The following is a 21,597-nucleotide window of genomic DNA, read 5'->3' on the forward strand; positions in this document are numbered from 1 at the left end:
CGCAACGATGGAAGCGCATGATCTGGACCTGGTTCCGGTCCGGCGACGGGAACCAGGCTCCGCCCGGCCGCAGGCCTGGCCGTTCATGGACGGTCGTCGTACCGTCGCGGAGCTGGCCGCCATCCTCGCGGAGACCGGTGCCGGGGACTTCCACGACCTGGCCCACATCCTGGTGCGACAGGTCGCGGACCTGGCGGAATCGGGCCACATCGAGCTGGTCCGAGGAACGCCGGGCAGCCTCTGGCGGCCCCCGCCGTCCACGACGCTCGTCGTCGCCGCCACGCGCCAGGGCCCGGATGCGCACGAACCGGACGACGACTACCGGAGCGGGTTCGCCGGCTGGTACGAGCGAGCGAGTGTGCGTGGCAAGCCCCGCCGGATCCTCGAGCCCGGCGCGCCCGTCTATTTCAGCCCGGAACTGGTTCCGATCGCCGCCCACCCGGTGCTGCTCGGGAAGGGCGAATCGGCCGTACGCCAGATCCTGGTGCACCGGCTGTTCGGATATCTGCATTTCACCACGGAGCTCGAACAGATCGCCGTCATTCCGGTCGCGTCGGCGATCGCCCGCGGCCGGTCCGGCATTCATTTGCCCGAACAGATGCGCGGCGACGCGTACAAGATCGTCACCGACGAGGCGTGGCACGCACAGTTCTCCTACGACCTGATCCGCCAGGTCGAGACCGAAACCGGAACAGCGGTTCCCGAGCTACCCGTTCCCGCCTTCGTCGACCGCCTGGAAAAGATCGACTCGTCGTTCCCGGAAAGCATGCGAGGATTGACCGCGCTCCTTTTCTCGATCGTCAGCGAGACGCTCATCTCGGCGACGCTCTCCGAGCTACCGAGAGATTCCCGCCTGCCGGCGGCGGTCCGTGAGGTGGTCAAGGACCATGCCATCGACGAGGGCCGCCATCACAGCTATTTCAAAGAGTTTCTGACCCGACTGTGGCCCGAGCTGTCGGTCGCCGACAGAAGGACCGTCGGTCCCGCCCTGCCCGGAATCATCGACGCTTTTCTCCGGCCGGATCCCGCCGCTCTGCTGCCCGGCCTGAGGGCGGTGGGGCTGACGGCGGAGGAATGTCGCCAGGTGTTCGCCGAAGCGATGCCCGAGGAGCTGATCAGGCGGGACGTCGCAGCCGGAGCGCGGCCCGCCGTCAAGTATTTCACCGAGGTCGGCGTGCTGGAGGACCCTCGTACGAGGGACGCGTTCGAGGCACACGAGCTGCTCTGAACACCTTGAGCTTAATTGTCGACCTGCGGTCGGGAGGCATCGACCCGGCTAATCACAAGACAGCCCTTGAGGGAGCCGCGGACGGCCGGGTCATGCTCGCGGTGAATGTCACGCGCCGGCTGCGGCCGGAGGCGTAGAAGACCGGCCGCGGTCTCTGGACCGTGCCGGGTTTTACGCCGCCGGGCACCGCTGGAGCCGACCGGAAACGTCCGGCCGCCGCGGCATGGCGGCGAGTTCATCCACGGTGACCCGGCCGGCTACGGCCCTGGGAACGACCCGCCCCGACCGGCCGGCTCACTCCCGCTCGTGCCCCACGAGAGTCTCGGCACCTGCACCGCAAAGCCGGCAACCCCAGGCCCCGACGAACAGGTCAACATCAAGCTAGTCGGCCGTCATCCGATCGCCGATGCCGCAGTACTCGCTGCGGTAGTAGAGCAGGGGATCGCGCCGCTCGGAGGAGGCCTCGACGGCCAGCACCCGCGCGATGCCCACCTCGTGATCTCCGCCGTCGTGCACGGCCTCGAGCCGGCACTGGACGTGAGCCAGCGCCCCGGTCAGCAGCGGGGCGCCATGCGCTCCCAGCCGCCAGGCCCGGCCCGCGAACTTGTCCGTGCCGCTGGCCGCGAAAGCCTGGCTCTCGGCGCGCTGCCCGGCGTGCAAGATGTTGACGGCGACGCACCCGCTCTCGCGAATGAGTGACCAGCTGTGAGAGCTACGCGCCACGCTGAACAAAACCAGCGGCGGATCCAGCGAAAGCGATAGAAACGATTGACAGGTCAAACCCGCCGGGCCGGATCGCGTAGTGGCCGTCAGCACCACGACGCCGCTGCAGAAGTGCGAGACGACGTGGCGGAAAAGCGCTACATCGACCCGCTCCGAGGTGGCGTCGTCCGACAGTGCCTCCATCCGGGCATCCCCTCGGGTGAACCAGTTTTCACGACATTCGTTCCCGGCCGTTGCCCTGCGGTGACCGAGTGGTACGAAACGGCGGAACGGGGAACCGGAAGTGGATCCGGCTCCCCGTTCTGCGCTCAGCCGAGGTGGCGCAGGACGCTGCTCTGAGAAACCGGCTTCACCGGACGCTTGGTACGCTTCGGCATGTGATCCACCTCCTCCCATTCGGATAGCGAAACGGGCCGGGACGACGCTGCGAATCCTCGATCCGTCTCACAATTATGGTAGTCGATATCTTGCTCTCGACAATTCCCTGGCCGGAAAATCTGATCGCCTTTTGTGCGAATAGTGCTCGGCGCATTCGGCCCGGAGCACGGCCGCGGCCGTCGTCCGCCCGGGCGACGACAACACACCCACTCGCACGGCACACAGAATTGGGGGCGCGCGGCGAACGCTGCCTCACATTGATCGTCCGGCACACCACCGCCGGCCGGCCCGCCCGTTCGTTCGTTCGGAATCGGGCAGTCGCTCACCTGCGGCAGGATCAGCTTCGAGCGAGGATGTCGTCGATCTCGACCTCGGTCTTGTACAGGGTGCGCAGCTCCTCGCGCACGAGGTCCTCGGGCATCCGGGCCCGGTCGACCGACTGGTAACTCGGGCCGTCGCCGGCTGTCACGATCTCCAGGCGGAGCCCGGACGGATCGAAGAGATTGATGCTGGTGTGGCCGTCGCCAAGATAGAGCGGCCCAAGGTATTCGATGCCGAACTCATCGAGCCGGCTCCGCACCTTGTCGAATTCTGGGCGTTCGGCGTGGAATGCGATGTGTTGAAGGCCGGCCACGGAGTCGCGCACCGCCTGCGGGGCTTCTGGCGGGTATTCGAAGAGACTGAAGACGGTGTCGTTTCCCATGTCCAGGCAATAGTGACGAATACTGTCGTACTGCGGGGCTCCGGGCGGGCGGCGAAACGCCGCCTTCTCTTTGTCGGGATCGTCATCGCTCACCAGCGGGTGGTCCTCGTCGGCGGCCGGGTGACTCTTCCGCGCCATGATCAGCTCGAAACCGAGCACCTTGACGTAGAAGTGGAGACTTTCCGCCATGTCGGCGGTACCGACCGCCAGATGGTCGATTCCTCGGACGGCGAACGGCGGCGTGCTGCTGACCTGCATATGGATTCCTCTCACCTTGCGGTCATGAGGCTACTATCCGAGCGAACCGCTTTCCGTTGATGTCGGCGAGGCGGCAAACCACGTTGTCGAATCCGCCGAGCCGCAAAATGTCTTCGAGATCGCCCTGCTCGTACACCAGTGTGCGTTCCTGATGCTCGGCGAAGTAGACGACCCGCTCCACCAGCTCGGCGTGCGGCAGGGTGGAGAGGGCGTTCCAGTACGGCGCGCTGTCCTGCGCTCTCCGCCGCCACTCGTCAACCGCGGAGCCGCGTCCGCCGGCGGTGGCACCCGAGCGGGATCGAATACGGACAGTAGTAACTATCGTGCCGCCGTCCCGGAGTGACTTCCGCCAGCCGTCCACGAGCTTGCGCATCGCCTCCGGCGTGAAACGGGGCAGGAACGAATCGCTGACGATCACGTCGTACGGCTCTTCCGGCTGGTGCAGGACAGCGTCTTCGAGCAGCAGTTCGGGGCGGGACAGGCCGGCGCGCCGCGCGTACCACTCCGTCGCGGCCAGGGGCGTGGGGCACCAGTCGAGGGTCGTCATGGCGGCCCGGCCGCCCAGCGCGAACGCGGAGTGCGCATACAGAGAGTAGTCGGCGCAGCCACTGACAAGCACGCGGGGAGTGATCAGCTCACCGGCCGCACCGGGCAGGATCTCGCACAGGAAATCGTGGTGCCAGGCCGGGTTGGAGACCAGATCGATCATGCGCAGGTACTGCCACGTCCCGTGGTACCAGGCGCACCCGCCGCCCTGCCTGTCCCGGCAGCTCCACCGGGATACCGCATCCAGCCAAGCCGAACTTTCGAACAGCGGCTCCGACAGCAACAAAACCCCCCGATGCAAAGCTGCGATGCCGCCTGTCCACTGCGGCCGATACCAGCCTATGCCATTGCCCGGAGGGCTGCAACTGCCCCGCCCCTATGAGGCGGTCTCATTTACACACGTTGACGGTCGTCCATGTGCAATCTATAGTCCACAGTGGCGCGTGAAGATCGTTCAGCCCATTTCGGGCCCATCAGCAGGCTGATGTCCCATCTCTCGATCGGCCCGACCTTCCATCGAAGGGACGTTGATCTTGGCTGCTCCGTTGCGTTTCGGAAGCATGCTGTTTCCCATTAACCCAGTGGGCCAGAGCCCCACCGTGGCTCTCGAGAAAGACCTTGAGCTGATCGAGTGGATGGACCGCTGGGGTTTTGCCGAGGCCTGGGTCGGTGAACACCATTCCGGCGGGTTCGAGCTGGTGGGCAGCCCGGAATTATTTCTTGCCTTCGCGGCCGAACGCACCAAGCACATCAGGCTCGGCACCGGCGTCCTTTCCGTTCCCTATCACAACCCCTTCATGACCGCGCAGCGCATGGTCCTTCTGGATCATCTCTCCCGCGGCCGGACGATGTTCGGCTTCGGACCCGGCCAGCTGGCCTCCGACGCCCTGATGCTCGGCATAGACGCCGGCGAGCAACGGCGGATGATGCGCGAGGGCATCGAGGTGATCCTGCACCTGCTGGCCGGCGGTGAGCCGGTAACGTTCAAGTCGGACTGGTGCACGCTGAACCAGGCCCGGTTGCAGATGGCGCCGTACACCCAGCCGCTGCCGGAGATGGCGGTCGCCGCGTCGATCTCTCCTGCCGGGCCCGCGACGGCCGGGCGGCACGGGCTTGGTCTGTTGTCGATCGCCGCGTGGCATCCCGACGGTTTCGGCAAACTCCGCGACCACTGGTCCGTGATGGAGGAGCAAGCGGCGCTGAACGGCAAGACGGTGAACCGGGCGAACTGGCGGATGATGGCGCCCGTGCACATCGCCCGCACGGAGGCCGAGGCCCGCGAGAACGTCAAGTTCGGACTCGGCCGGGTCTTCGACTACCTCAGCCACATCATTCCCCTGCCGACCCTCGATGCGACCACTTTCGACGACATGATCGATCAGATCAACGGTCTGGGGGGAGGCGTCATCGGCACGCCGGCGATGGCGGTCGACACGATCGGCCGGCTGCAGGAGCGGTCCGGCGGGTTCGGCTGCTACCTGCTGCAGGGCGCGGAGCTCGCGAACCGCCGAGCGACTCTGGAGTCGTATCAGATCTTCGCGGAAGAGGTCGCGCCGCACTTTCAAGGACAGCTGGACGCCCCGCTGGCCTCGAACCGCTGGCTGCGGGAATGGCCGTCGGCCACTCCTGGCATGACCCAGTGGGTCAGTGACACCGCGGGCGCGATCCATCGCGAGATCCAGGAGTACGGAAACGCACGGAACTCCCCCGCTGCAGGTATCGATGCTGGCCCTTCGCGCTGATCGGCTGTTCGACGGCCTCTCGTCGGTCGCGCTGGGAAACCCTACCGTCGTGATCGACGAGGGACGGATCCTGTCGGTGTCTTCCGGCGGAGCCGTCCCGGCGGATGCCGAAGAGCTGGTGATGCCGGGTGCGACACTGCTCCCGGGCCTTATCGACACCCACGTGCATCTCGGTTTCGATGCGAGCCAGGACCCGGTCTCGCCGTTTCTGGCAGCCGGCCCGGCTGATCTTCTCGCTACGATGCGGGAGAACGCCGCGCGGGCGCTGTCAGCGGGCATAACCACCGTTCGTGACCTCGGCGGCAAAGGGCTGAGCACGCTGGATCTCCGGGACGCGGCCGGAAACGGCGGGGTCCGGCTCCCGCACATGCTCGTGGCGGGGCCACCGATCACGTCCCCGGACGGCCACTGCCACTTCATGGGCGGTGTGGCCGACGGCGAAGGCAAGATACGAACCGCCGTGCGAGCCCTGATCGAACGCGGCGTCGACGTGATCAAGATGATGGGAACCGGGGGCTCGATGACTCCGGGCAGCGATCCGCTGCACGTGCAGTTCCAGGATCGGGAGATCCGGGCGGCGGTCGAGGAGGCACACGCCCACGGCGTCCCGGTCACCGTCCACGCCCACGCGCGCGACGGGATACGGGCAGCGGTCAGAGCGGGCGCCGACGGCCTGGAACACGCCAAGTTCTGGGTGGCGGACGGCATCGAACCGGATCCGGCGACGATCGACGACATCGCCCGGCGGGGAGTGTGGGTGTGCCCCACCATGGGCGCCGTGCCCGGATCGCCACCTCCACCGGCCGCCGTGGCGAAACGGCTGGCGCTGGCCGATGATCTGATGCGGGACATGCACCGGCGCGGCGTACGTCTCGTGGCCGGCACGGATGCGGGCATCTCGCCGGCCAAGCCGCACGACGTTCTGTCCTTCGGCATCGAGGAGATGGCCCGCGCCGCCGCGATGAGCAACGCCGAGGCGCTACGCTCGGCGACTTCCGTGGCCGCCGACTGCTGCGGCGTTCCGGCCAAGGGCCGGCTGATCGCCGGCGCGGACGCCGACATCATTGCGGTCGGTGGTGATCCGCTGACGGAACTCGGTGCCCTGCGCGCCGTACGAGCGGTCATCCTGAACGGTGCCCGGGTCCGCTGAGCTTCACAGCTGGCCCGGCTCGACCCGCAGACCGAGCAGGGCCCGACCGGCGGTCTCCATGACACCCTGCCCCACCATGACGTGCTGAGTGGCAGCGTGCACGTCCCGGAACCGCCGTTGCAGCGGGCTTCGTTCGTACAGTGATGTGCCCCCGCCCACGGTGTACATCAGGTCGACCGCCCTGGCCGCGGCCCCGGCGGCGTGCACGGCCGCCCGTCGCAATGCCGCCCGGGCCGGCAAACCCACCTCGTCGCCGCTTGCGGCGTTGGTCCAGGCCACGGCGACGCCCTCACGCAACGATGCTCGCGCCGCCTCCACCTCCGCCAGGGCCTGGCTGATCTGCAGCTGGACCATGGGGCGTTCCTGGAGCTTGCGTACCCCGTAGGTCGGGGTCTTGACGCCGGCGAGGTCGATGATGTCCTCCACCGCACCCCGGGCCGCGCCGAGAGCAACCGACGCGATGGCCGCGGAGAGCAGGCCGAGCACCGGAAAGCGGTAAAGCGTCCCGGCCTCGACCGGCTGGTCGAACTGGAGCGGGACGGTGAACTCCGACGGTATCCACTGCCCGTCCACTTCGACGTCATGGCTACCGGTTCCCCGCAACCCCATGACCTTCCAAGTGTCGTGCACGGTCCCTTGCTCCGCCGGAAACAGGAACAGCAACCGCCGTCCCGCGTCCGCGACACCGCCGCCCATGATCCAGGTGGCGTCCTGGCACATGCTGACGAACGGCCAGCGACCGGTGAGCCGGAACCCCCCGTCCTCCGGCGTTGCCTTGCCCAGGGGGGCGAACGGTCCCACCGATATCGCCGACGGATCGCCGTACACCTGCCGTGCGACTGCCGGCGCCAGATAGCCCGACGTGATCGCACTGGTGGCGCCGATCATGACGGACCAGGCGGTCGCCGCATCCGCCGTGGCCAGTTCCTCCACCACCCTCAAGAGTTTGTCCGGTCGTTCCTCGAGTCCGCCCACGCTCCGGGGCACACACATCCGGAACAGGCCGGCGTCACGCAGCTGAGCCAGGATCTCCGGGGTGATCCGGCGCTGCTGCTCGACGGTGTCGGCGGCCGCCCGGACCGCCGTCATCAGACCCTTCGCCCGGTCCACGACGTCGACGTGCTCCGGCGGCGTCCCCGCGTGCGACATGTCGTTCAATCCTGCACTCCTCGCACTGTTCCTGAGTTCCATGGATCGACCGGCTCGCCCCGGACGATGGTCACCGCACGACCACCCAGCAGGACCTGGTCGCCCGCCACGGTGACGGTCAGGTGGCCACCTCGTTCGGAGGCCTGCCAGGCGGTCAGGTCCGGCCTCGCGAGACGTTCCGCCCAGAACGGCCCCACCAGCGTGTGCGCCGTCCCGGTTGCTTGATCCTCGACACCTTCCCGGGCGACGAACCATCGGGTCACGATGTCGAAGCGTCCGCTGCCCTGCGTCGTGACGGCCAGGCCGATCGTCGGCAGCCGGCGAAGCGCCGCCAGATCCGGCCGGACCCCGAGCACGTCGGCCACCTCCGCCACCCGCACGAGGCAGTGCCGCCCGGACCGCCGTACCTCGACCGGCCGGAGGCCGAGTGCGTCCCACGCCCACGCCGGCAGGCTCCACGGCTCGGTGGTCTGGGCCGGGAAGTTGAAGCGGAACCCGTCAGCCGCTCGATCGGCGCTGACCGGGCCGAGCGCCGTCGCGAAGTGCAGCGGTGCCGGTACGCGAAATTCCTGGCTGAGCACCTGAGCGGCAGCGAGCGTCCCGTGACCGCACGACCGCAGCTCCGTGAACGGGCTGAACCATCGCAACGCCCAGCTCCCGTCGTCCCGGCGCCGGACGAACGTGGTCGCCGGAGCACCGAGGTCCGCGGCGACGGACTGGAGCCACTCGTCGGGCCGGGACTCGTCGATCAGGACGACCGCCGCCCGGTTGCCGCCGCCGTCGTCGGTGACGAAGGCATCGACAAGGTACGGCGGCGGCGCGGCAGCGGTCATCGCTCGTCCACCGGCAGCGGGGAGATGTTCTGATTGTGGCGGAAGAAGTTGTCGGGGTCGTACCGACTCTTCAGCCGGCGCAGACGCAGTAGCCGATCGCCCTGGTACGCCGCCAGGACACCCGCCGGGTCGTCGTGGTCACTGAGGAAATTGACATAGACGCCGCCACTGCCGAACGGCTGCATGGCGACGCCGAAGTCCCGGGCCCACGCGAGTTCCCCTGTACGGTCATCACCCGGCTGCCACGTGGCATCGATCTGCAGGTTGTACCGCGCGCCGCGGTGCCCGAAGGCGGTCGCGTCCTCGGGCAGCCGGCTCGGCATGCCCCCGCAGGTGTGCAGGACCGCTCGCGACATCGGGGAGATGGCCCGCTGGACGTGGTGAATCATGGTTTCGATGGCCTCGTCCGGCAGATCGGGCAGGAAGTGTGACTTCGAGTAGTGCGCCAGCCCGAACCGGGCGCCTCTGTCGAGCATCTTCTGTACCTCGCCGTAGGAGACCGTCGAGTACTGCGCCATCCGTGGTCGATGCCGGGTGGCGAACCTGGCGATCGTCGTACGCGCCTCGTCGATCGGGCCCGAGTGGCAGAAACTGACACGCAGCACGCGTTTTCCGATCATCGCCAACGGCAGGCGATCGTGCTGCGGCGGCGGCCCCAGCGAGATGACAAAACACAGAGCGTCGGGTGCGGTGTTCATCAGGTCGCGGCAATATCGCAGGACCTCCGCGGCCCGGTCCATCTCGTAGACCAGAAATCCTGCGTAGACGTGGGTGACCGGATGCAGGCGGAAGCGGAACGAGGTGACCACCCCGAAGTTGCCTCCACCACCACGGATGCCCCAGAAGAGCTCCGAGTTCTCCGTCTCGTCCGCCCGTACGCGAAGGCCGGCGGCCGTGACGAGCTCCACGGCCTCGAGATTGTCACAGGCCCAGCCGAACCTGCGGGACAGCCATCCGAAGCCACCGCCGAGCGTCAGACCGGCCACCCCGGTGCTGGACACCACCCCGCCCGGGGTGGCCAGTCCGGCCCGCTGTGTCGCGGTGTCCATGTCGAACCAGGTGGCACCCGGCTCGGCGACGGCCCGCCGACGGCCGGCGTCCACCTGGACGTGCCTCATCAGCGAAAGATCGATCATGACGCCGCCGTGACAGAGCGCGGTGCCGGCGATGTTGTGACCGCCGCCTCGCACCGACACCTCGAACCCGTGCCGGCGCGCGAAGCGAACCGCGGTCACGACGTCCTCGGTTCGGCGGCAACGCAGGATCAGGGCGGGCCGCCGGGTCACATCCGCGTTCCAGATCGTGCGCGCGTCGTCGTAGCCGGGGTCCGACTGGGTCAGCACCTCACCAGTGAAGGATCCGGCCAGTTCGGCCAGGACCGCGCGGCTGGAAACCTGGACCGTCATGGCCGGCCTCCGGGGACAGGCGAAAGGGACGGGAATTCACCAAAGCTCACTGTCATCCACCACTTCCCGTACGTTGGGCTGCAAGGCGGCCAGCGCCACCACGGAGCCGGCGCCGACCGGCACATGCCGTATGTGTACGGCCGGGTCGGGATCGACCCGGAACAGGGTCTGGACGCCCGCCCCGGTGACCTTGGCGCGTGCCTCGAGCGCTGTCCAGTGCCGGAGAAAGGCACGTGATCGCCGCTCCACCGGAGTCGCCGCGACCTCGGCCGCCAGCGCCGCCGGGAGAGTGCGCACCGCCAGCCGGGCGGCATACGGGATGTCCCGCAGGGTTTCCACGTCGATGCCGATCGGCTCCGGCGAACAGCCGGCCACCACCACCGAGGAGGTGTGCGCGATGGTGAGGTGGACACCGTCGTACGGCGGGGCGAAGAACGGCCGCCCTCGCTCGTCCCGGAGAACCGTGGCCCGCGCCTCCGCCTCGGTCATGAGCCGAAGGGCGTGCCGGGCCAGCAGTCGGCCGGCCAGGAACTGAGCTCGCCTGTCGGCCGTCCGGAACGTGCGGGAGGACTCGCGCTCCTGCGGCGACACTACAGTGAACAGGCTCGCGGGCGGTGGATCCGGGGGAAGCTTCGCCACCACTATCCGGACCGGGACGTCTGTCATGCCATCACCACGTTGGCCGCCTGCCGGACCAGGTCGACCGGCGCCGCGTAGTCGACCTCAGGTAGTCCGAAGCCGTACACCGCGCGCAGTTCCCTGTCGAATGTCGCGATGTCACCGATGTCCGCCAGGTTGGCGGTGTCCGCCAGGTCCCATCGACGCCACAACTCGGCCTGCAGGTCCGGGTGCATCTCGAGATCGTCCAAGCGGAGACGGTTGCGCGCGTCACTCGCGCATCCGTCCGGTACGCCCATCGACCTCATCAGCCGTTCTCCCTGGTCCAGGGTGTCCTCGCCCGCGCCCCTCTCCGCCGCGACGCGCAGCAGCAGGACGGTGTAGAGGGCGCTCATCGGTATGACGACGCTGGATTGGGTCACCAGCGCCCGCATGACCGCGATCCGGGCAGTGCCCCCGTGACGGGCTCGTAGCAGCGGGCCGAGCCGCCCGGCGGTGGCTTCGAGGTCGCGTTTGGCGCGGCCCATGGTGCCGTCCCGATACGTCGGATGCAGCCGGCGAGGTCCCTCGTAGGACAGCGCGACCGTCCGCATGCCGTCCGCGATGAGGTCGTGTTCGCCCAGCGCCTCGATCCAGCCCGCCCAGTCCTCGCCCCCCATGACCGCGACCGTGTCGTCGATCTCCTGGGGCGTCGCCGGATCCACCGTGCTGATCGCCACCCGCCGCGTGAGCAGATCGAACGACTTGTCGCGGAACGGTGCCCCGATGGTCTTCAGCACCGAGCGGCGCACCACACCCGTACGGCTGTCCCGGCGGCGGCCGGTGGCCAGCGCATAGACCAGGAGATCGACCTGACCGAGCAGCCGGGCGGCGGCCTCGCAGGTGCGGCGCTTGGTCTCGTCGGCGAAGGCATCACCCACGACGGTGACCGAGGGGACGGCTGCTCTCTCGGCCTCCTGCTCGAAGGCGACCACCCGGTACCAACCGGCTGATCCGGGGCGGTCGGCGGTACCCGGGCGTTCCAGGCACACACCGACCGAGCGCGCGCCGGCGCCGAAGGAGGCGGCGATCCGCGCGGCCAGGCCCAGTCCTCCGGACGCGCCGACGACCAGCACCCGCGGCGGTCGTCCGGCCGGCTCCCTGCGCTCGGATCGGCGGATCCAGGAGCGGACGTGTTCGGCACAGCCGTCCGGATGTGCTGTCGCGGACACGGCTCCGCGGAAGGCCGGCCGGACCGGTCCGCTCATGTCGGCCCCGCGTCGCCGCCGGCCAGGACCTCCGGGCGCCTGACCAGTTTCCCGTTCACGGTGCGCGGCAGCGCGCCGCGGACGACGACCGTACTGGGCCGTTTGAAGTTCGCGAGGCGCTGCGCGCACCATCGATGCAGGGAACTGGGTGTCGCCCCGCTCCGGCTGCCCACGTACGCCTCGACGACGCCGTTGCGGCTGACGACGACCACCTCGTCGACGCCCGGGGCGGCCCGCAGGACGGCCTCCACCTCGGACAACTCGAACTTCAGCCCGCCGACCACGACGACCGGGTCGGACCGTCCACGGACCCGGAGGACACCTTGGTCGAGGTTGCCCCGGTCACCGGTGTGCAGGCGACCGTCACGGTAGCGTTCGGAGCCCGCCGACGTGAGGTACGGCGACGCCGGAGTCGCGACGGTGACCTCGCCGTCATCGATGACGACGTCATGTCCGCCGATGACCGGGCCGACAGCGGGTGCATGTGCGCCGGCCACGTCCATGGCGACCATGCCGAGCTCCGTGAGCCCGTACGACTGACCGGGGACGACACCGTGGGCGCGCGTGAAGGTGTCGTAGGTCCGCTCGGACATCAGCTCGCCGCCGGACACCACCGCCCGCACGTCACGCAGAGTTCCCGGCGGTAGCGTGGCCAGCAGATCGAAGTGCGCGGGCACGCCACTGATCAGCGTCGGCCGCAGTCGCTCGGCGGCGGCCTGCAGATCGTGCGGCCGTGCGGACCGCGCGAACGCCAGGGTCGCGCCCGATCGTAGGCCGTGCAGTACGGCGCCGAGCAGCCCGAAGCTGTGGGCCAGGGAATTGAGCACCAGCACGACGTCGTCCCGCGTCGTCCAGCCGGGCACGTCGGCGAACGCCGCCAGTTCCGCCCGCAGACCCTCGGCCCGGCGGCCGATGACCTTCGGCTCGCCGGTGGAACCGGAACTGAACTGCACCAGGGCGTGCGGCCCGCCCGGCAGCCCGGCCGGCGCCCAGTCGAGCACCTTGACGTCGGGGTCGGCCTCGAACCGGGTCATGATGTGACCGGTGCGCCCGGTGACCACCACGGCCGGCGGTACGGCACGCAGATGTCGTTCCCGCTCGGCCTCGCTGAGGCGGGGATCCACCAACTGCAGTGGGGTCCCCAGGCCCAGCACGGCCAGAACGACGGCGACGGTCGTCACGCTCGGCCCCAGCTGCACCGCCACCGGACCGTCCGCGGCTGCGGTCGCGAGAGCCTTCCGCCACTCGGTCACCTTCGACCGCAGTTCACGATAGGTGACCAGGCCATCCGGCGAAATCACGGCCAGCGCCCGATCCGGTGCCGGAGCGAGCAGGTCCACCAGCCAGTCCGCGGTCATCGTTCGAGACAGAACTCGTCGACCGGATAGCCGACGTGCCGCCGGTCCTCGGCGACATAGCCCAGCAGCTCGGTGCCCGGCTTCAGCTCGGTGACGTTCAGCACCGTGCCGCCGGGACCCAGCAGGCGTACATGCCAGTCGTCCTGGACGGCGATGCAGACCTGCCGGCCGTCGGCGGCGTTCGCGGTCACCTGCAGCAACGGCCGCCGCTCGAGCTTCGCCCGGCCCACGACGAGCTTCCGCGTCACGCCCTCGGTGTTCGCCGCCAGAACCGTCATGCCGGCACGCAGCTCGGAGAGGTAGTTCGTGCGGTTGTCCCCCTGCAGCACATAGGAGTGCAGCGCACCGGCGTTCACCCGGAAGGGCCGTGTCGGCATGTAGGGCAGGGGGTGCGTCTCGCTGCAGCACAGGATGAAACCGTGGGCGAACGAGCCGATGAGGATGCCCTCGTTCTCGTCGAAGTGGCTGCAGGTGTCGATGCATACCCGGTCGCCGAGACCAACGTGCTCGATCGACTCGACGACGAGCGTGGCGAGTTTGAGGGGCGGCGACACGTCGGCGACCACGGCCTGCAGCTCCAGCACCTGCGCGGGCCGCTCGGGGGCGAGCAGCAAACCCTCCGAACCCTTCTCCAGAACGCCGAGGACGATCTCGGCCTCCACGGCGTCACTGACCACGCAGATGAGTTCACCGCTCGACTTGTCGGCAGCGGCGATCACGATTTCCAGGGGGATCTTGGTCGGATCGGTGAACTCGACGACCGTCCGTGGCATCCGCGCCGCGCTGGCGCAGGCCAGCGTCAAGGACTCCTGATCCCGTACGCGGACGAACGCGGCCACCGGAATCTGGAGCTGGTGAGCCGTTTCCAGGTCGTCCGCGCTGTCGACGGGCAGGAGCAGGACGTCCGCGTTGTGGACGGCGGGGTCGGTGATCCCGGCGGGGTGCGCACGCCATTGCTCGGTCTCCGGTCCCGCGTAGACCCGCAGCACGGTCGGGGGCAGGTCGCCGAGGCGGCCGGGATCGCCGTCGACGACGGCATCGGCCCGCCCGTGCAATGCGGCCTGGCAGACGGCTCCCGCCGCGTCAGCCGGCGCCTTGCGCAGATCAATCCAGGTGCTTCTCATCGAATCCTCCGTGGGCAGTCGGGATCAGCGGTGGGCGCGGGCCGGGTGGACGACGTTGGTCAGGGCGCCGACGACGCCGGCCGGGTCGGGGTCGGCCCAGACGCGCCGGCCGACGGCGAGGCCGGCGGCGCCGGCGGCGACCGCGTCCTCGGCCAGCCGGATCAGTCCGTAGTCGTCGTCATCGGCGCGGGGGCCGCCCGAGATGACGAGGTGTGCGGCGCAGTTGTCGACGATCGCCGGCAACTCGTCGGTGAGCCGGGGTGGCGAGGTCTTCACGATGTCCGCTCCGAGATCGACCGCGACGTTGGTGATGTGGGACAGCAGGACCGGATCGAGCGGGTCGGCGACGTTCGGCCCGCGCGCATAGACCATCGCCAGCAGCGGCATCCCGAACGTGGCGCAGGCCGTGGCCACGTCACCGAAGTCGCGCAGTTGCTCGCTCTCGGTGGCCGAGCCGAAATTGACGTGGATGCTCACCCCGTCGGCGCCCAGCCGCACGGCGTCCTCGACGCTGCCGACCAGCACCTTGGCGTCCGCATCGGGTGCGTTGCGGGTGCTCGCCGACAGGTGGACGATCAACGCACACGTGCCCAGGGGAAGGTCGGCGATCGTGGCAGCACGACCCTTGTGTACGACGATCGCGTCCGCACCGGCTGCCGCGACTTCCGTCACGATCCGCCGGAACTTCGGCACGGAGGCGATGGGCCCGTCGGAGATCGAATGATCCATGGGAACGAACAGGAACCGGCCGTCGTCGTGACCGAGCCGGCCGAGCCGGCGCAGCTTACCCGGTCCCGCGGCGGCGTCGCGGTACAGCGCCGGAACGCCGTCTGCCCGGGTGTCCCGGGCCGAAGCGGATGAGATGCTCATCGAACCCCCCATGTCTGTCGCTGATCGGGCTGAACCCCGGCCAGGGCGAGAAAGCCGGCCAGAGGGTGGGGCGGCTGCAGCGAGGACGGCGGTGCCGGGATCTTGCCGTACCCGTCAGCGTCCACCAGAACGGCAACGCAACATTCGTAGCCGGGTGCCGGCTGTTCCCCGTGTGACTCCAGCTGCCGCAGCGACTCGAGGGGTCGCTGCTCGGCACCGATGTCGACATAGACGAGCAGGACGCGACTGACCTCGGGCTCCGCGAGCATGAGGTCAGCTGTCTCCACGGCGTCCGCGTAGAGGCCGGAGGTGCCGCTGACACAGACCATGGGTCCGGTGATGCCGTACGCCGCGCTGACATGGCCCAGCACCGAGGTCGGCACCGACTGGTAGAACAGGAGCGGCTGAGGCCGCCGGCCGGCGGCCACAGCCACGCTCGCCCGGTCGGCGGTCGTGGTGTCGCCGAGGACCGAGGCGAGCACCACACCGGTCGTGGAGCCGCTCGCCGGATCCAGCGTGCCCAGGCATGCTGCCATGGCGCGATGGACGAGCGGGTTGAAGCGTGACTCGATGAAACCCGGCACCATCGGCAGATCGATCGGGCTGCGGCGATCGTCCGGCACCGGGCAGCCGGCATCGATCCAGCCGGGCGCATCGGCCAAATCGTCACCCCACGGTCCGATCGCGGCCGCGGCGCGCGGGCGAAGACTCATCCCGGCCGCCTCAGGACGAGTGCGGCGTTGACGCCACCGAAGGCCGCGGACACGCTCATCACCTGTCGCAGGTCCGCCGGCCGGGGACGATTGGGCACACAGTCCAGCACGCAGTCGGCGTCCGGCTCCAGAAAGCCGGCCGTCGGCGGTATGACGCCGTCCCGCAGCGCCAGCATCGAGATCACCGCCTCCAGCGCTCCCGATCCCTCCAGCGCGTGTCCGGTCATCGACTTGGTCGAGCTGACCGGGGGCAGCGCGTCGCCGAAAACCGCCCGGAGGGCCGCCGTCTCGGCGGGGTCGTTGACCGGTGTCCCGGTGCCGTGCGCATTGACGTAGTCGATGTCCGCGGCGGACGCCCCGGCCCGGCCCATGGCGAGCGTCATGGCGCGGGCCATGCCCGCGCCGTCCGGGTGCGGGCGGCACACGTGGTACGCATCCGAGGCCTGACCCCAGCCCGCGACGATGGCGAGCGGCTCCGCCCCGCGGGCCCGGACGGCGGCGGCCGGCTCGAGGACCAGCACGCCCACCCCGTCGCCGAGCAGCAGGCCTGTCCGGCCCTTGCTGAACGGCCGGACGACGGACGCGGTGGTCAGCGCGCGACCGGAGTCGAACTTGGCGAAGAACTCCTCGTCGACCAGATATCCGCCGCCGGCCAGGACCGTCCGCTCCCGGCCGGCGGCGATCAGCTGGCAGCCCTGGATGATCGCCGTCGTCGCGGCGACACATCCGTTGGTGAAGGCCCGTCGCCGCTCGCCGCCCAGCCCGAGTTCGCCGGCGATGAACTGAGCGTGGTGAGCGGCGGTAGCGGCCCGCAGTCCGGCGGTCTCGCCATGGCGCCAGTAGCGCGTCAGCCCGGTCCAGTCGCCCTGCGTCCCGAGCAGGACCGCGGCCGGTCCGGCCTGGTCGATGCCGGCCATCGCGACCGCCTCGTGCGCGACCTCCACGAAGGTGTCGGCGAGCGGGCCGGCGTCGGCCGAAACACCGCCGTAACGGGCCCGGAATCGAGTCGCGTCAAATCGCTTGATCTCGCTGAATCCGTGCCGCCCGGAAAGCACTCCGCCAGCCAGGGAACTCGATCCTGAACCGAATGCACTAAATACCCCGAAGCCGGATACGGCCACCTCGACGGTCACGGTGACGCCTCGTGACCGCGGGCCATATCGTTGATCAGGTCCACCAATTCGCTAATGGTTGTCCCGCCCTCGAACCGCATGGCGTCGTCATCGTCGAGAGAAACCCCGTAGCGCTGGTGGACAACATGGCAGAACCAGGTCAGACGGAGCGAGTCGAGCGTGAAAGGAGTTTCCGGATCAGCAATTCTCGGCCCGTCCGGCACGGCCTCCGCCAGGAGGTCCGCCAGCTCGGCCCCGGTGACCAGCGGACCCATCATCACACCCCGGCGGCGGCGCGGGCGTCCAGGTAACCGGCCAGCCCCTGCACCGTCATGCCGGGAAGAAGTCCCAGTTCATCATCGGGTATCGCGACACCCAGGCCCTCTTCGCAGTGCATCGCGAGCTCGGTGAAGCCGATCGACTCGAGGTCCAGGCCGCCGGTTCCCAGCGGCGTCCGGGGCGACACACCGTCCGTGGGCATCTGCATCTTGTCGCGAAGGACGTGAATGATGAATTCCGTCGTGGACGCCATGGAGTCTCCAACCAACATTCGCTCAGAACGCGACTGCGTCAGCGTGTGGAAAATATTTCGACTGCATCCGGCCCGCGATCCCCTGGCCGCCCGTGCGACTCCGTCAGGGGGCGCAGGCACCGCGTCGGACCGACCGTGATCACCACACCGGCTGCATTACACAATAGACGAGTTTCGCTACATGTATAGCCCCCGCCGCACCCGGTCCCCGGCGGGTCGGCCGAAGCCCCAGCACCCCCGGCCGCGCCACGCATCGCGCTGTAGCGCGTTGGCGGGTATCGATATATCATGACGCCCGAATGGATCTTCGCTATAGCTTGGGAAGCGTCCGCCGGCCGGGCGAGCGCGCCGGACGAAGGTGAGCAAGGTGGATCCGACGGGGGACGAAACAAGCCATCGGGATGCGCTGGTCGCCGCGGCAGGCGCCGTCGCGGCCTCGCGCATTCTGTCGTTGAGCGGGCACGGCAACGTGAGCATCCGGCCGGGCGACGGCAACGTCGTGTACTACACGGCGGCGCCGAGCCTCCGGGACTTCCCGCCGGAGGCCGTGGTCCGCCTCGAACTGTCCGGCCGCGTCCTGGACGGCACGCTGCCGCCCCTCTCCGCCGCCGCGGTCGACATGCACCTCACCGTGTACCGGTACAGGCCCGACGTCCACTGCGTGATCCACACGCATTCACCGGCGGCCACGACCTTCGCGGTCGCCGGGCGGCCGATCCGGGCGTGGGCGGAGCCGCTGGTGATCTTCGGCATGGACGACGGCATCCCGGTCGTGCCCTACGCGCGGCGGGGCACTCCCGCCGCGGCGGAGCACATCCGGGCGGCCCTGCGGCCGGGACTCTCCGCGATCCTGCTCGAGAACCACGGTGTCCTGACCTTCCACGAGACCGTGAAGCAGGCGCTGCACACGGCGGTCCTGGTGGAGGAGGCCGCGCAGCTCGGCCTCGGCGCGGCTGCGCTGGGCGGCCCGAAAGACATCTCCGGCTGATGGACCGGTGCCCGGGACCCGATCAACGACCAAGCGGTCCGAGTCCGCCCTCGGCAAGCCGCATCATGGCAGCCCGGACCGCATTTCCCACCGCCGCCCGGACCGGGCCGCGGACCGCGTCGAGCTCGCCGGGCGACATCAACGCGCGCAGAGCCCCGTCGCCCAGGGTCGCGAACGCCTGATCGGCCGGCGATCCCGGGCCGAAGGAGAGCCGGTCGACCGGCGCGAGAGCAGCAGCGGTCATGGTGATTCCCACAGCCATCTCAACCACCCCGGCCAGATGCCCGGCCGGCCCCGGAGGGAGATCCGACATGACCAATCCCACTTCGCGCAACGTGTCCACAGTGTTTGCTCCGGACCAGCCGAGTCCTTTGAGGACCGGACTCAGGGACTCGCGGTGCCACTCGTCGGCGTCCGTCCCGTTTCGCACCAGCAGCCACGTCTTGCCGGCCCGCCATTGGTAGAACGGCAGGACCGGCACGCCTTCGACCGTCGCCCCGGGCGGGAGAGCGCCGGCCGGGTCGTACTGGACGGACAGCCGCGGACCCTGCCACGTGTTACCGGTCAGGCTCGGCAGATCCCGGTGCTGAGCGAGGTTGGGCGACGGGACCAGGTGTCGCAGACCCTCCTGCCGCAGAAATCTCAGCACGAGCACGTCTTCCGGCTCCGAGTGGTCGTCATGTGCCGACAGATGACGGCCCAGGGCCCGGGCGGCCGCGGCGGGAAGAAGGAGCACCTGGGTATGAACGTACTTGTCGACTCCCTCCACCCAGCCGGCCCCCATCAGGGCGGCCACGCGGATCAGGGAAGCCGTCTTGCAACCCCACTCGGCGAAGAAGGAGACGGCACAGTCCGGGAACATGCGGGCCGCCTCGTGCACCACGTCGACGAAGTTCGCGCAGAGCTCGACGTCATCCTGGACGACCAGGTGATGAGTGGCCGAATCGGCAACGCCGGACCATGCCGCGGCCGCCGATTGCCACGCCGTCGGATGCGGGTCGACGGTGTGCTCATAAGAAATTCCGGTATCGATGCCGGTCATACTTTTTCGCAATCCTTCGATGTAATGACTGCGGCCCCTGACCCCCATGATCATTGCAGATATACGAACGCTGTCCGACAAACCTCGGGGCGACTTGATGACCATGACGCCGGACCATAGTATCTACCGGAAGGCCGGTCAACTGTGCCATACTCGGGCCGTGCGAAAAAGCCACTTCGGCATTGGTGCCACCCTCGGGCGACGCTCCGTCCGAGCGGATCACCAGGCGGCTCGCGCGGCGCGCGCGAAGGTGCCGCCAGCAGCGCACATCGCGCCACACAGGAGTCGGCCGCGGCGGCTGCGCCGCACCGTCGACAGCCTATTTCGAGGAGAGGCGGAATTTGTGCTTGATGCGGTTCTGCAGGGCTGGGAGTCAGTGTTCGGCCGCACGATCGACCCGGACGACAACGTGTTCGACGACCTCCATGCGGAGTCGCTTCAGATACTCGAGCTGCTGGAAGTCATGGGTGACATTCTCGATGTGTATGTGACCGTCGACGATCTTTATTCACACCCCACACCACGGGCCGTCATGGCTTTGGCGGAAGCCGGGGCCAACGGTGCCGCATGATCTGCCGCTCATTCCATTGACGTGGGGACAGAAAGCAATTCTGGGCACCATCGGCGACCTGGGCGGCCAGGGTCGTTACTTCACCATCCGCCGAGTGATCCCGCTCCCCACGGGTGACGACGACCTCGCCCGCCGCATGCTGTGGCGGTTCGCCGAGACGAACGAAAGCCTGCGTACCGTGATCTCCGAGGCCGGCGAGCCGCTCACCACCCAGCGGATCATCAGCCCCGAGCGGATCCGGGTGGACATCGCGACGCCGGTGGACGCCGGCGACCAGGCCGAGCACGCCCGGGCCGCCGCCGCGCGACTCGCGCGGGAGCCGTTCGACCTGACGGCCGAGCCGCCGATCCGCTGCAGCGTGATCCGGGCGCCCGGCAACGACGCGCTCCTGGCCCTCGCGGTGTCACATTTCGCCGTGGACGCGTACGCCTTGAGTCTGCTGAGCCGGTGGCTGAGCAGCCCCGGCGGCCTGGATGCGCTCACCGACAGGCCGCCCTGGCAGCCCCGAATGCAAGCGGCCGCCGAGGGTGCGTCCTCCAGCGGCCGCCGCACTGAGCGGGCGATCACCCGGTGGACGACGGTGCTCGCGGACACACCGGTGGTCGCCTCTCCCCCCGCACCCGAGCGTGCCGACCGGTTCGTCGAGTGGAGTCTGGAGTCCGCGACCGCCTCCGACGCGATCGGCGCAACGGCGGAACGGACCGAGACCTCCCCCGCGAGCGTCGTGCTCGCGATCTGGTGCCTCGCTCTCGGCCTGCTGGACGGGCGTTCCACGGTGGCCCTCACGCTCATCTCCGGTAACCGGCACCGCGACCGTGAACGTCACTACCTCGGCCCGATGGCCCAGGACACGCCGATGTCCGTCGAGCTTCGGACCGGCACCTTCGACGATCTCGTCCGCGAGGTGCACCGGGAAGCACTGAACGCCTACGCCGACGGCAGGTACGATCCGGCGCTGCTGGCCGCCGCGATGGGGGCACCCGAGCGCACGGTACGGCCGCCCGGGAAGATCCTGACCTTCTTCAACGACGCGCGGAGCGAGCATCCCTCCGACCAGCCGGGCCGGCCTCCCGCGGGCCTGCGCCGGATCGGCCACTGGGCGCGGCTGGATCTCCGGCGCTTCCTGGTGCTGCAGCAGATCGGCCGCACCTTCCGGCTCCGCTTGCTCGCCGACACGGAGGTCCTGACCGCCGATCGGATCCCGGCGCTCCTGCAAGCCATGGCGGAAGCTCTGGTGTGCGCGGCGAGTGGTGCCCGCGTCGGAGACCTGGAACACCTGCTCGGCAGACAGCTGTGAGAGCCCGGA

General features: G+C 69.1%; 22 protein-coding genes. 6 read left to right on the plus strand and 16 right to left on the minus strand.

The window, feature by feature from the left end; translation table 11 throughout:
• Positions 1 to 7 precede the first annotated feature (7 nt).
• Complete coding sequence (locus RAN62_RS06400; protein WP_305783531.1) at positions 8 to 1,228, plus strand: diiron oxygenase; 1,221 nt, start codon at positions 8 to 10, stop codon at positions 1,226 to 1,228.
• A gap of 381 nt (positions 1,229 to 1,609) precedes the next feature.
• Here the strand turns inward: RAN62_RS06400 and RAN62_RS06405 are convergent, their stop codons facing one another.
• The 3 genes from RAN62_RS06405 to RAN62_RS06415 form a co-directional block, all read right to left on the minus strand.
• Positions 1,610 to 2,134, minus strand: a complete 525-nt coding sequence (locus RAN62_RS06405; RefSeq protein ID WP_305783532.1) for a flavin reductase family protein — start codon at positions 2,132 to 2,134, stop codon at positions 1,610 to 1,612.
• A 532-nt stretch (positions 2,135 to 2,666) separates the two neighbouring features.
• A complete protein-coding gene (locus RAN62_RS06410; RefSeq protein WP_305783533.1) occupies positions 2,667 to 3,290 on the minus strand; it encodes a VOC family protein in 624 nt (207 codons plus the stop codon).
• Positions 3,291 to 3,312: 22 nt separating this feature from the next.
• Entirely contained in the window at positions 3,313 to 3,999 is a 687-nt protein-coding gene (locus RAN62_RS06415; RefSeq protein ID WP_305783534.1) for a class I SAM-dependent methyltransferase, read from the minus strand.
• Between the two features lie 397 nt (positions 4,000 to 4,396).
• On the opposite strand from RAN62_RS06415, the gene RAN62_RS06420 reads away from it, so the two are divergent.
• Together RAN62_RS06420 and RAN62_RS06425 are read left to right on the plus strand one after the other, a co-directional pair.
• The gene (locus RAN62_RS06420) at positions 4,397 to 5,578 is read left to right on the plus strand and encodes an LLM class flavin-dependent oxidoreductase (protein WP_305783714.1); all 1,182 of its coding nucleotides are present in this window, start codon (positions 4,397 to 4,399) and stop codon (positions 5,576 to 5,578) included.
• Positions 5,559 to 6,728 carry a metal-dependent hydrolase family protein gene (locus RAN62_RS06425; RefSeq protein WP_305783535.1) on the plus strand — a complete coding sequence of 390 codons (1,170 nt, stop codon included), beginning with the start codon at positions 5,559 to 5,561 and terminating at the stop codon, positions 6,726 to 6,728. Before RAN62_RS06420 ends, RAN62_RS06425 begins: the two co-directional genes overlap by 20 nt.
• A gap of 3 nt (positions 6,729 to 6,731) precedes the next feature.
• Here the strand turns inward: RAN62_RS06425 and RAN62_RS06430 are convergent, their stop codons facing one another.
• Genes RAN62_RS06430 through RAN62_RS06485 form a run of 12 tightly spaced genes read right to left on the minus strand, consistent with a single transcriptional unit; the run spans position 6,732 to position 17,690 of the window.
• Complete coding sequence (locus tag RAN62_RS06430) at positions 6,732 to 7,877, minus strand: acyl-CoA dehydrogenase family protein (protein WP_305783536.1); 1,146 nt, start codon at positions 7,875 to 7,877, stop codon at positions 6,732 to 6,734.
• 5 nt (positions 7,878 to 7,882) lie between these two features.
• Positions 7,883 to 8,710: a PhzF family phenazine biosynthesis protein gene (locus RAN62_RS06435; RefSeq protein ID WP_305783537.1), complete on the minus strand. Its 828-nt coding sequence runs from the start codon at positions 8,708 to 8,710 to the stop codon at positions 7,883 to 7,885.
• Positions 8,707 to 10,116: an FAD-binding oxidoreductase gene (locus RAN62_RS06440; RefSeq protein ID WP_305783538.1), complete on the minus strand. Its 1,410-nt coding sequence runs from the start codon at positions 10,114 to 10,116 to the stop codon at positions 8,707 to 8,709. The genes RAN62_RS06435 and RAN62_RS06440 overlap by 4 nt, the downstream gene beginning before the upstream one ends.
• A gap of 36 nt (positions 10,117 to 10,152) precedes the next feature.
• Positions 10,153 to 10,782, minus strand: a complete 630-nt coding sequence (locus tag RAN62_RS06445) for a 4'-phosphopantetheinyl transferase family protein (RefSeq protein ID WP_305783539.1) — start codon at positions 10,780 to 10,782, stop codon at positions 10,153 to 10,155.
• On the minus strand, positions 10,779 to 11,981 hold the full coding sequence (gene fabV, locus RAN62_RS06450) for an enoyl-[acyl-carrier-protein] reductase FabV (protein ID WP_305783540.1): 1,203 nt from the start codon (positions 11,979 to 11,981) through the stop codon (positions 10,779 to 10,781). Before fabV ends, RAN62_RS06445 begins: the two co-directional genes overlap by 4 nt.
• Positions 11,978 to 13,339, minus strand: coding sequence for a class I adenylate-forming enzyme family protein (locus tag RAN62_RS06455; protein WP_305783541.1), 1,362 nt, complete (start codon positions 13,337 to 13,339; stop codon positions 11,978 to 11,980). Before RAN62_RS06455 ends, fabV begins: the two co-directional genes overlap by 4 nt.
• The gene (locus RAN62_RS06460) at positions 13,336 to 14,463 is read right to left on the minus strand and encodes a 3-dehydroquinate synthase II family protein (RefSeq protein WP_305783542.1); all 1,128 of its coding nucleotides are present in this window, start codon (positions 14,461 to 14,463) and stop codon (positions 13,336 to 13,338) included. Before RAN62_RS06460 ends, RAN62_RS06455 begins: the two co-directional genes overlap by 4 nt.
• Before the next feature lie 24 nt (positions 14,464 to 14,487).
• The gene (locus tag RAN62_RS06465; protein ID WP_305783543.1) at positions 14,488 to 15,333 is read right to left on the minus strand and encodes a 2-amino-3,7-dideoxy-D-threo-hept-6-ulosonate synthase; all 846 of its coding nucleotides are present in this window, start codon (positions 15,331 to 15,333) and stop codon (positions 14,488 to 14,490) included.
• The gene (locus RAN62_RS06470) at positions 15,330 to 16,046 is read right to left on the minus strand and encodes a beta-ketoacyl synthase chain length factor (protein WP_305783544.1); all 717 of its coding nucleotides are present in this window, start codon (positions 16,044 to 16,046) and stop codon (positions 15,330 to 15,332) included. The genes RAN62_RS06465 and RAN62_RS06470 overlap by 4 nt, the downstream gene beginning before the upstream one ends.
• Complete coding sequence (locus tag RAN62_RS06475; RefSeq protein WP_305783545.1) at positions 16,043 to 17,179, minus strand: beta-ketoacyl-[acyl-carrier-protein] synthase family protein; 1,137 nt, start codon at positions 17,177 to 17,179, stop codon at positions 16,043 to 16,045. The genes RAN62_RS06470 and RAN62_RS06475 overlap by 4 nt, the downstream gene beginning before the upstream one ends.
• Complete coding sequence (locus RAN62_RS06480) at positions 17,176 to 17,433, minus strand: phosphopantetheine-binding protein (protein WP_305783546.1); 258 nt, start codon at positions 17,431 to 17,433, stop codon at positions 17,176 to 17,178. Before RAN62_RS06480 ends, RAN62_RS06475 begins: the two co-directional genes overlap by 4 nt.
• A gap of 2 nt (positions 17,434 to 17,435) precedes the next feature.
• Complete coding sequence (locus RAN62_RS06485) at positions 17,436 to 17,690, minus strand: acyl carrier protein (protein WP_305783547.1); 255 nt, start codon at positions 17,688 to 17,690, stop codon at positions 17,436 to 17,438.
• A gap of 367 nt (positions 17,691 to 18,057) precedes the next feature.
• Between RAN62_RS06485 and RAN62_RS06490 the strand changes: the two genes are divergently transcribed.
• Positions 18,058 to 18,678, plus strand: a complete 621-nt coding sequence (locus tag RAN62_RS06490; protein WP_305783548.1) for a class II aldolase/adducin family protein — start codon at positions 18,058 to 18,060, stop codon at positions 18,676 to 18,678.
• Between the two features lie 22 nt (positions 18,679 to 18,700).
• On the opposite strand, the gene RAN62_RS06495 is transcribed toward RAN62_RS06490, so the two are convergent.
• The gene (locus RAN62_RS06495) at positions 18,701 to 19,825 is read right to left on the minus strand and encodes a hypothetical protein (RefSeq protein WP_305783549.1); all 1,125 of its coding nucleotides are present in this window, start codon (positions 19,823 to 19,825) and stop codon (positions 18,701 to 18,703) included.
• A gap of 55 nt (positions 19,826 to 19,880) precedes the next feature.
• Between RAN62_RS06495 and RAN62_RS06500 the strand changes: the two genes are divergently transcribed.
• Positions 19,881 to 20,291, plus strand: coding sequence for an acyl carrier protein (locus RAN62_RS06500; protein ID WP_305783550.1), 411 nt, complete (start codon positions 19,881 to 19,883; stop codon positions 20,289 to 20,291).
• The gene (locus RAN62_RS06505) at positions 20,281 to 21,588 is read left to right on the plus strand and encodes a condensation domain-containing protein (protein ID WP_305783551.1); all 1,308 of its coding nucleotides are present in this window, start codon (positions 20,281 to 20,283) and stop codon (positions 21,586 to 21,588) included. The genes RAN62_RS06500 and RAN62_RS06505 overlap by 11 nt, the downstream gene beginning before the upstream one ends.
• Positions 21,589 to 21,597 lie beyond the last annotated feature (9 nt).

The sequence above is a fragment of the Symbioplanes lichenis genome (genome assembly GCF_030709675.1).
GTDB classification, from domain to species: Bacteria; Actinomycetota; Actinomycetes; order Mycobacteriales; family Micromonosporaceae; genus Actinoplanes; species Actinoplanes lichenis.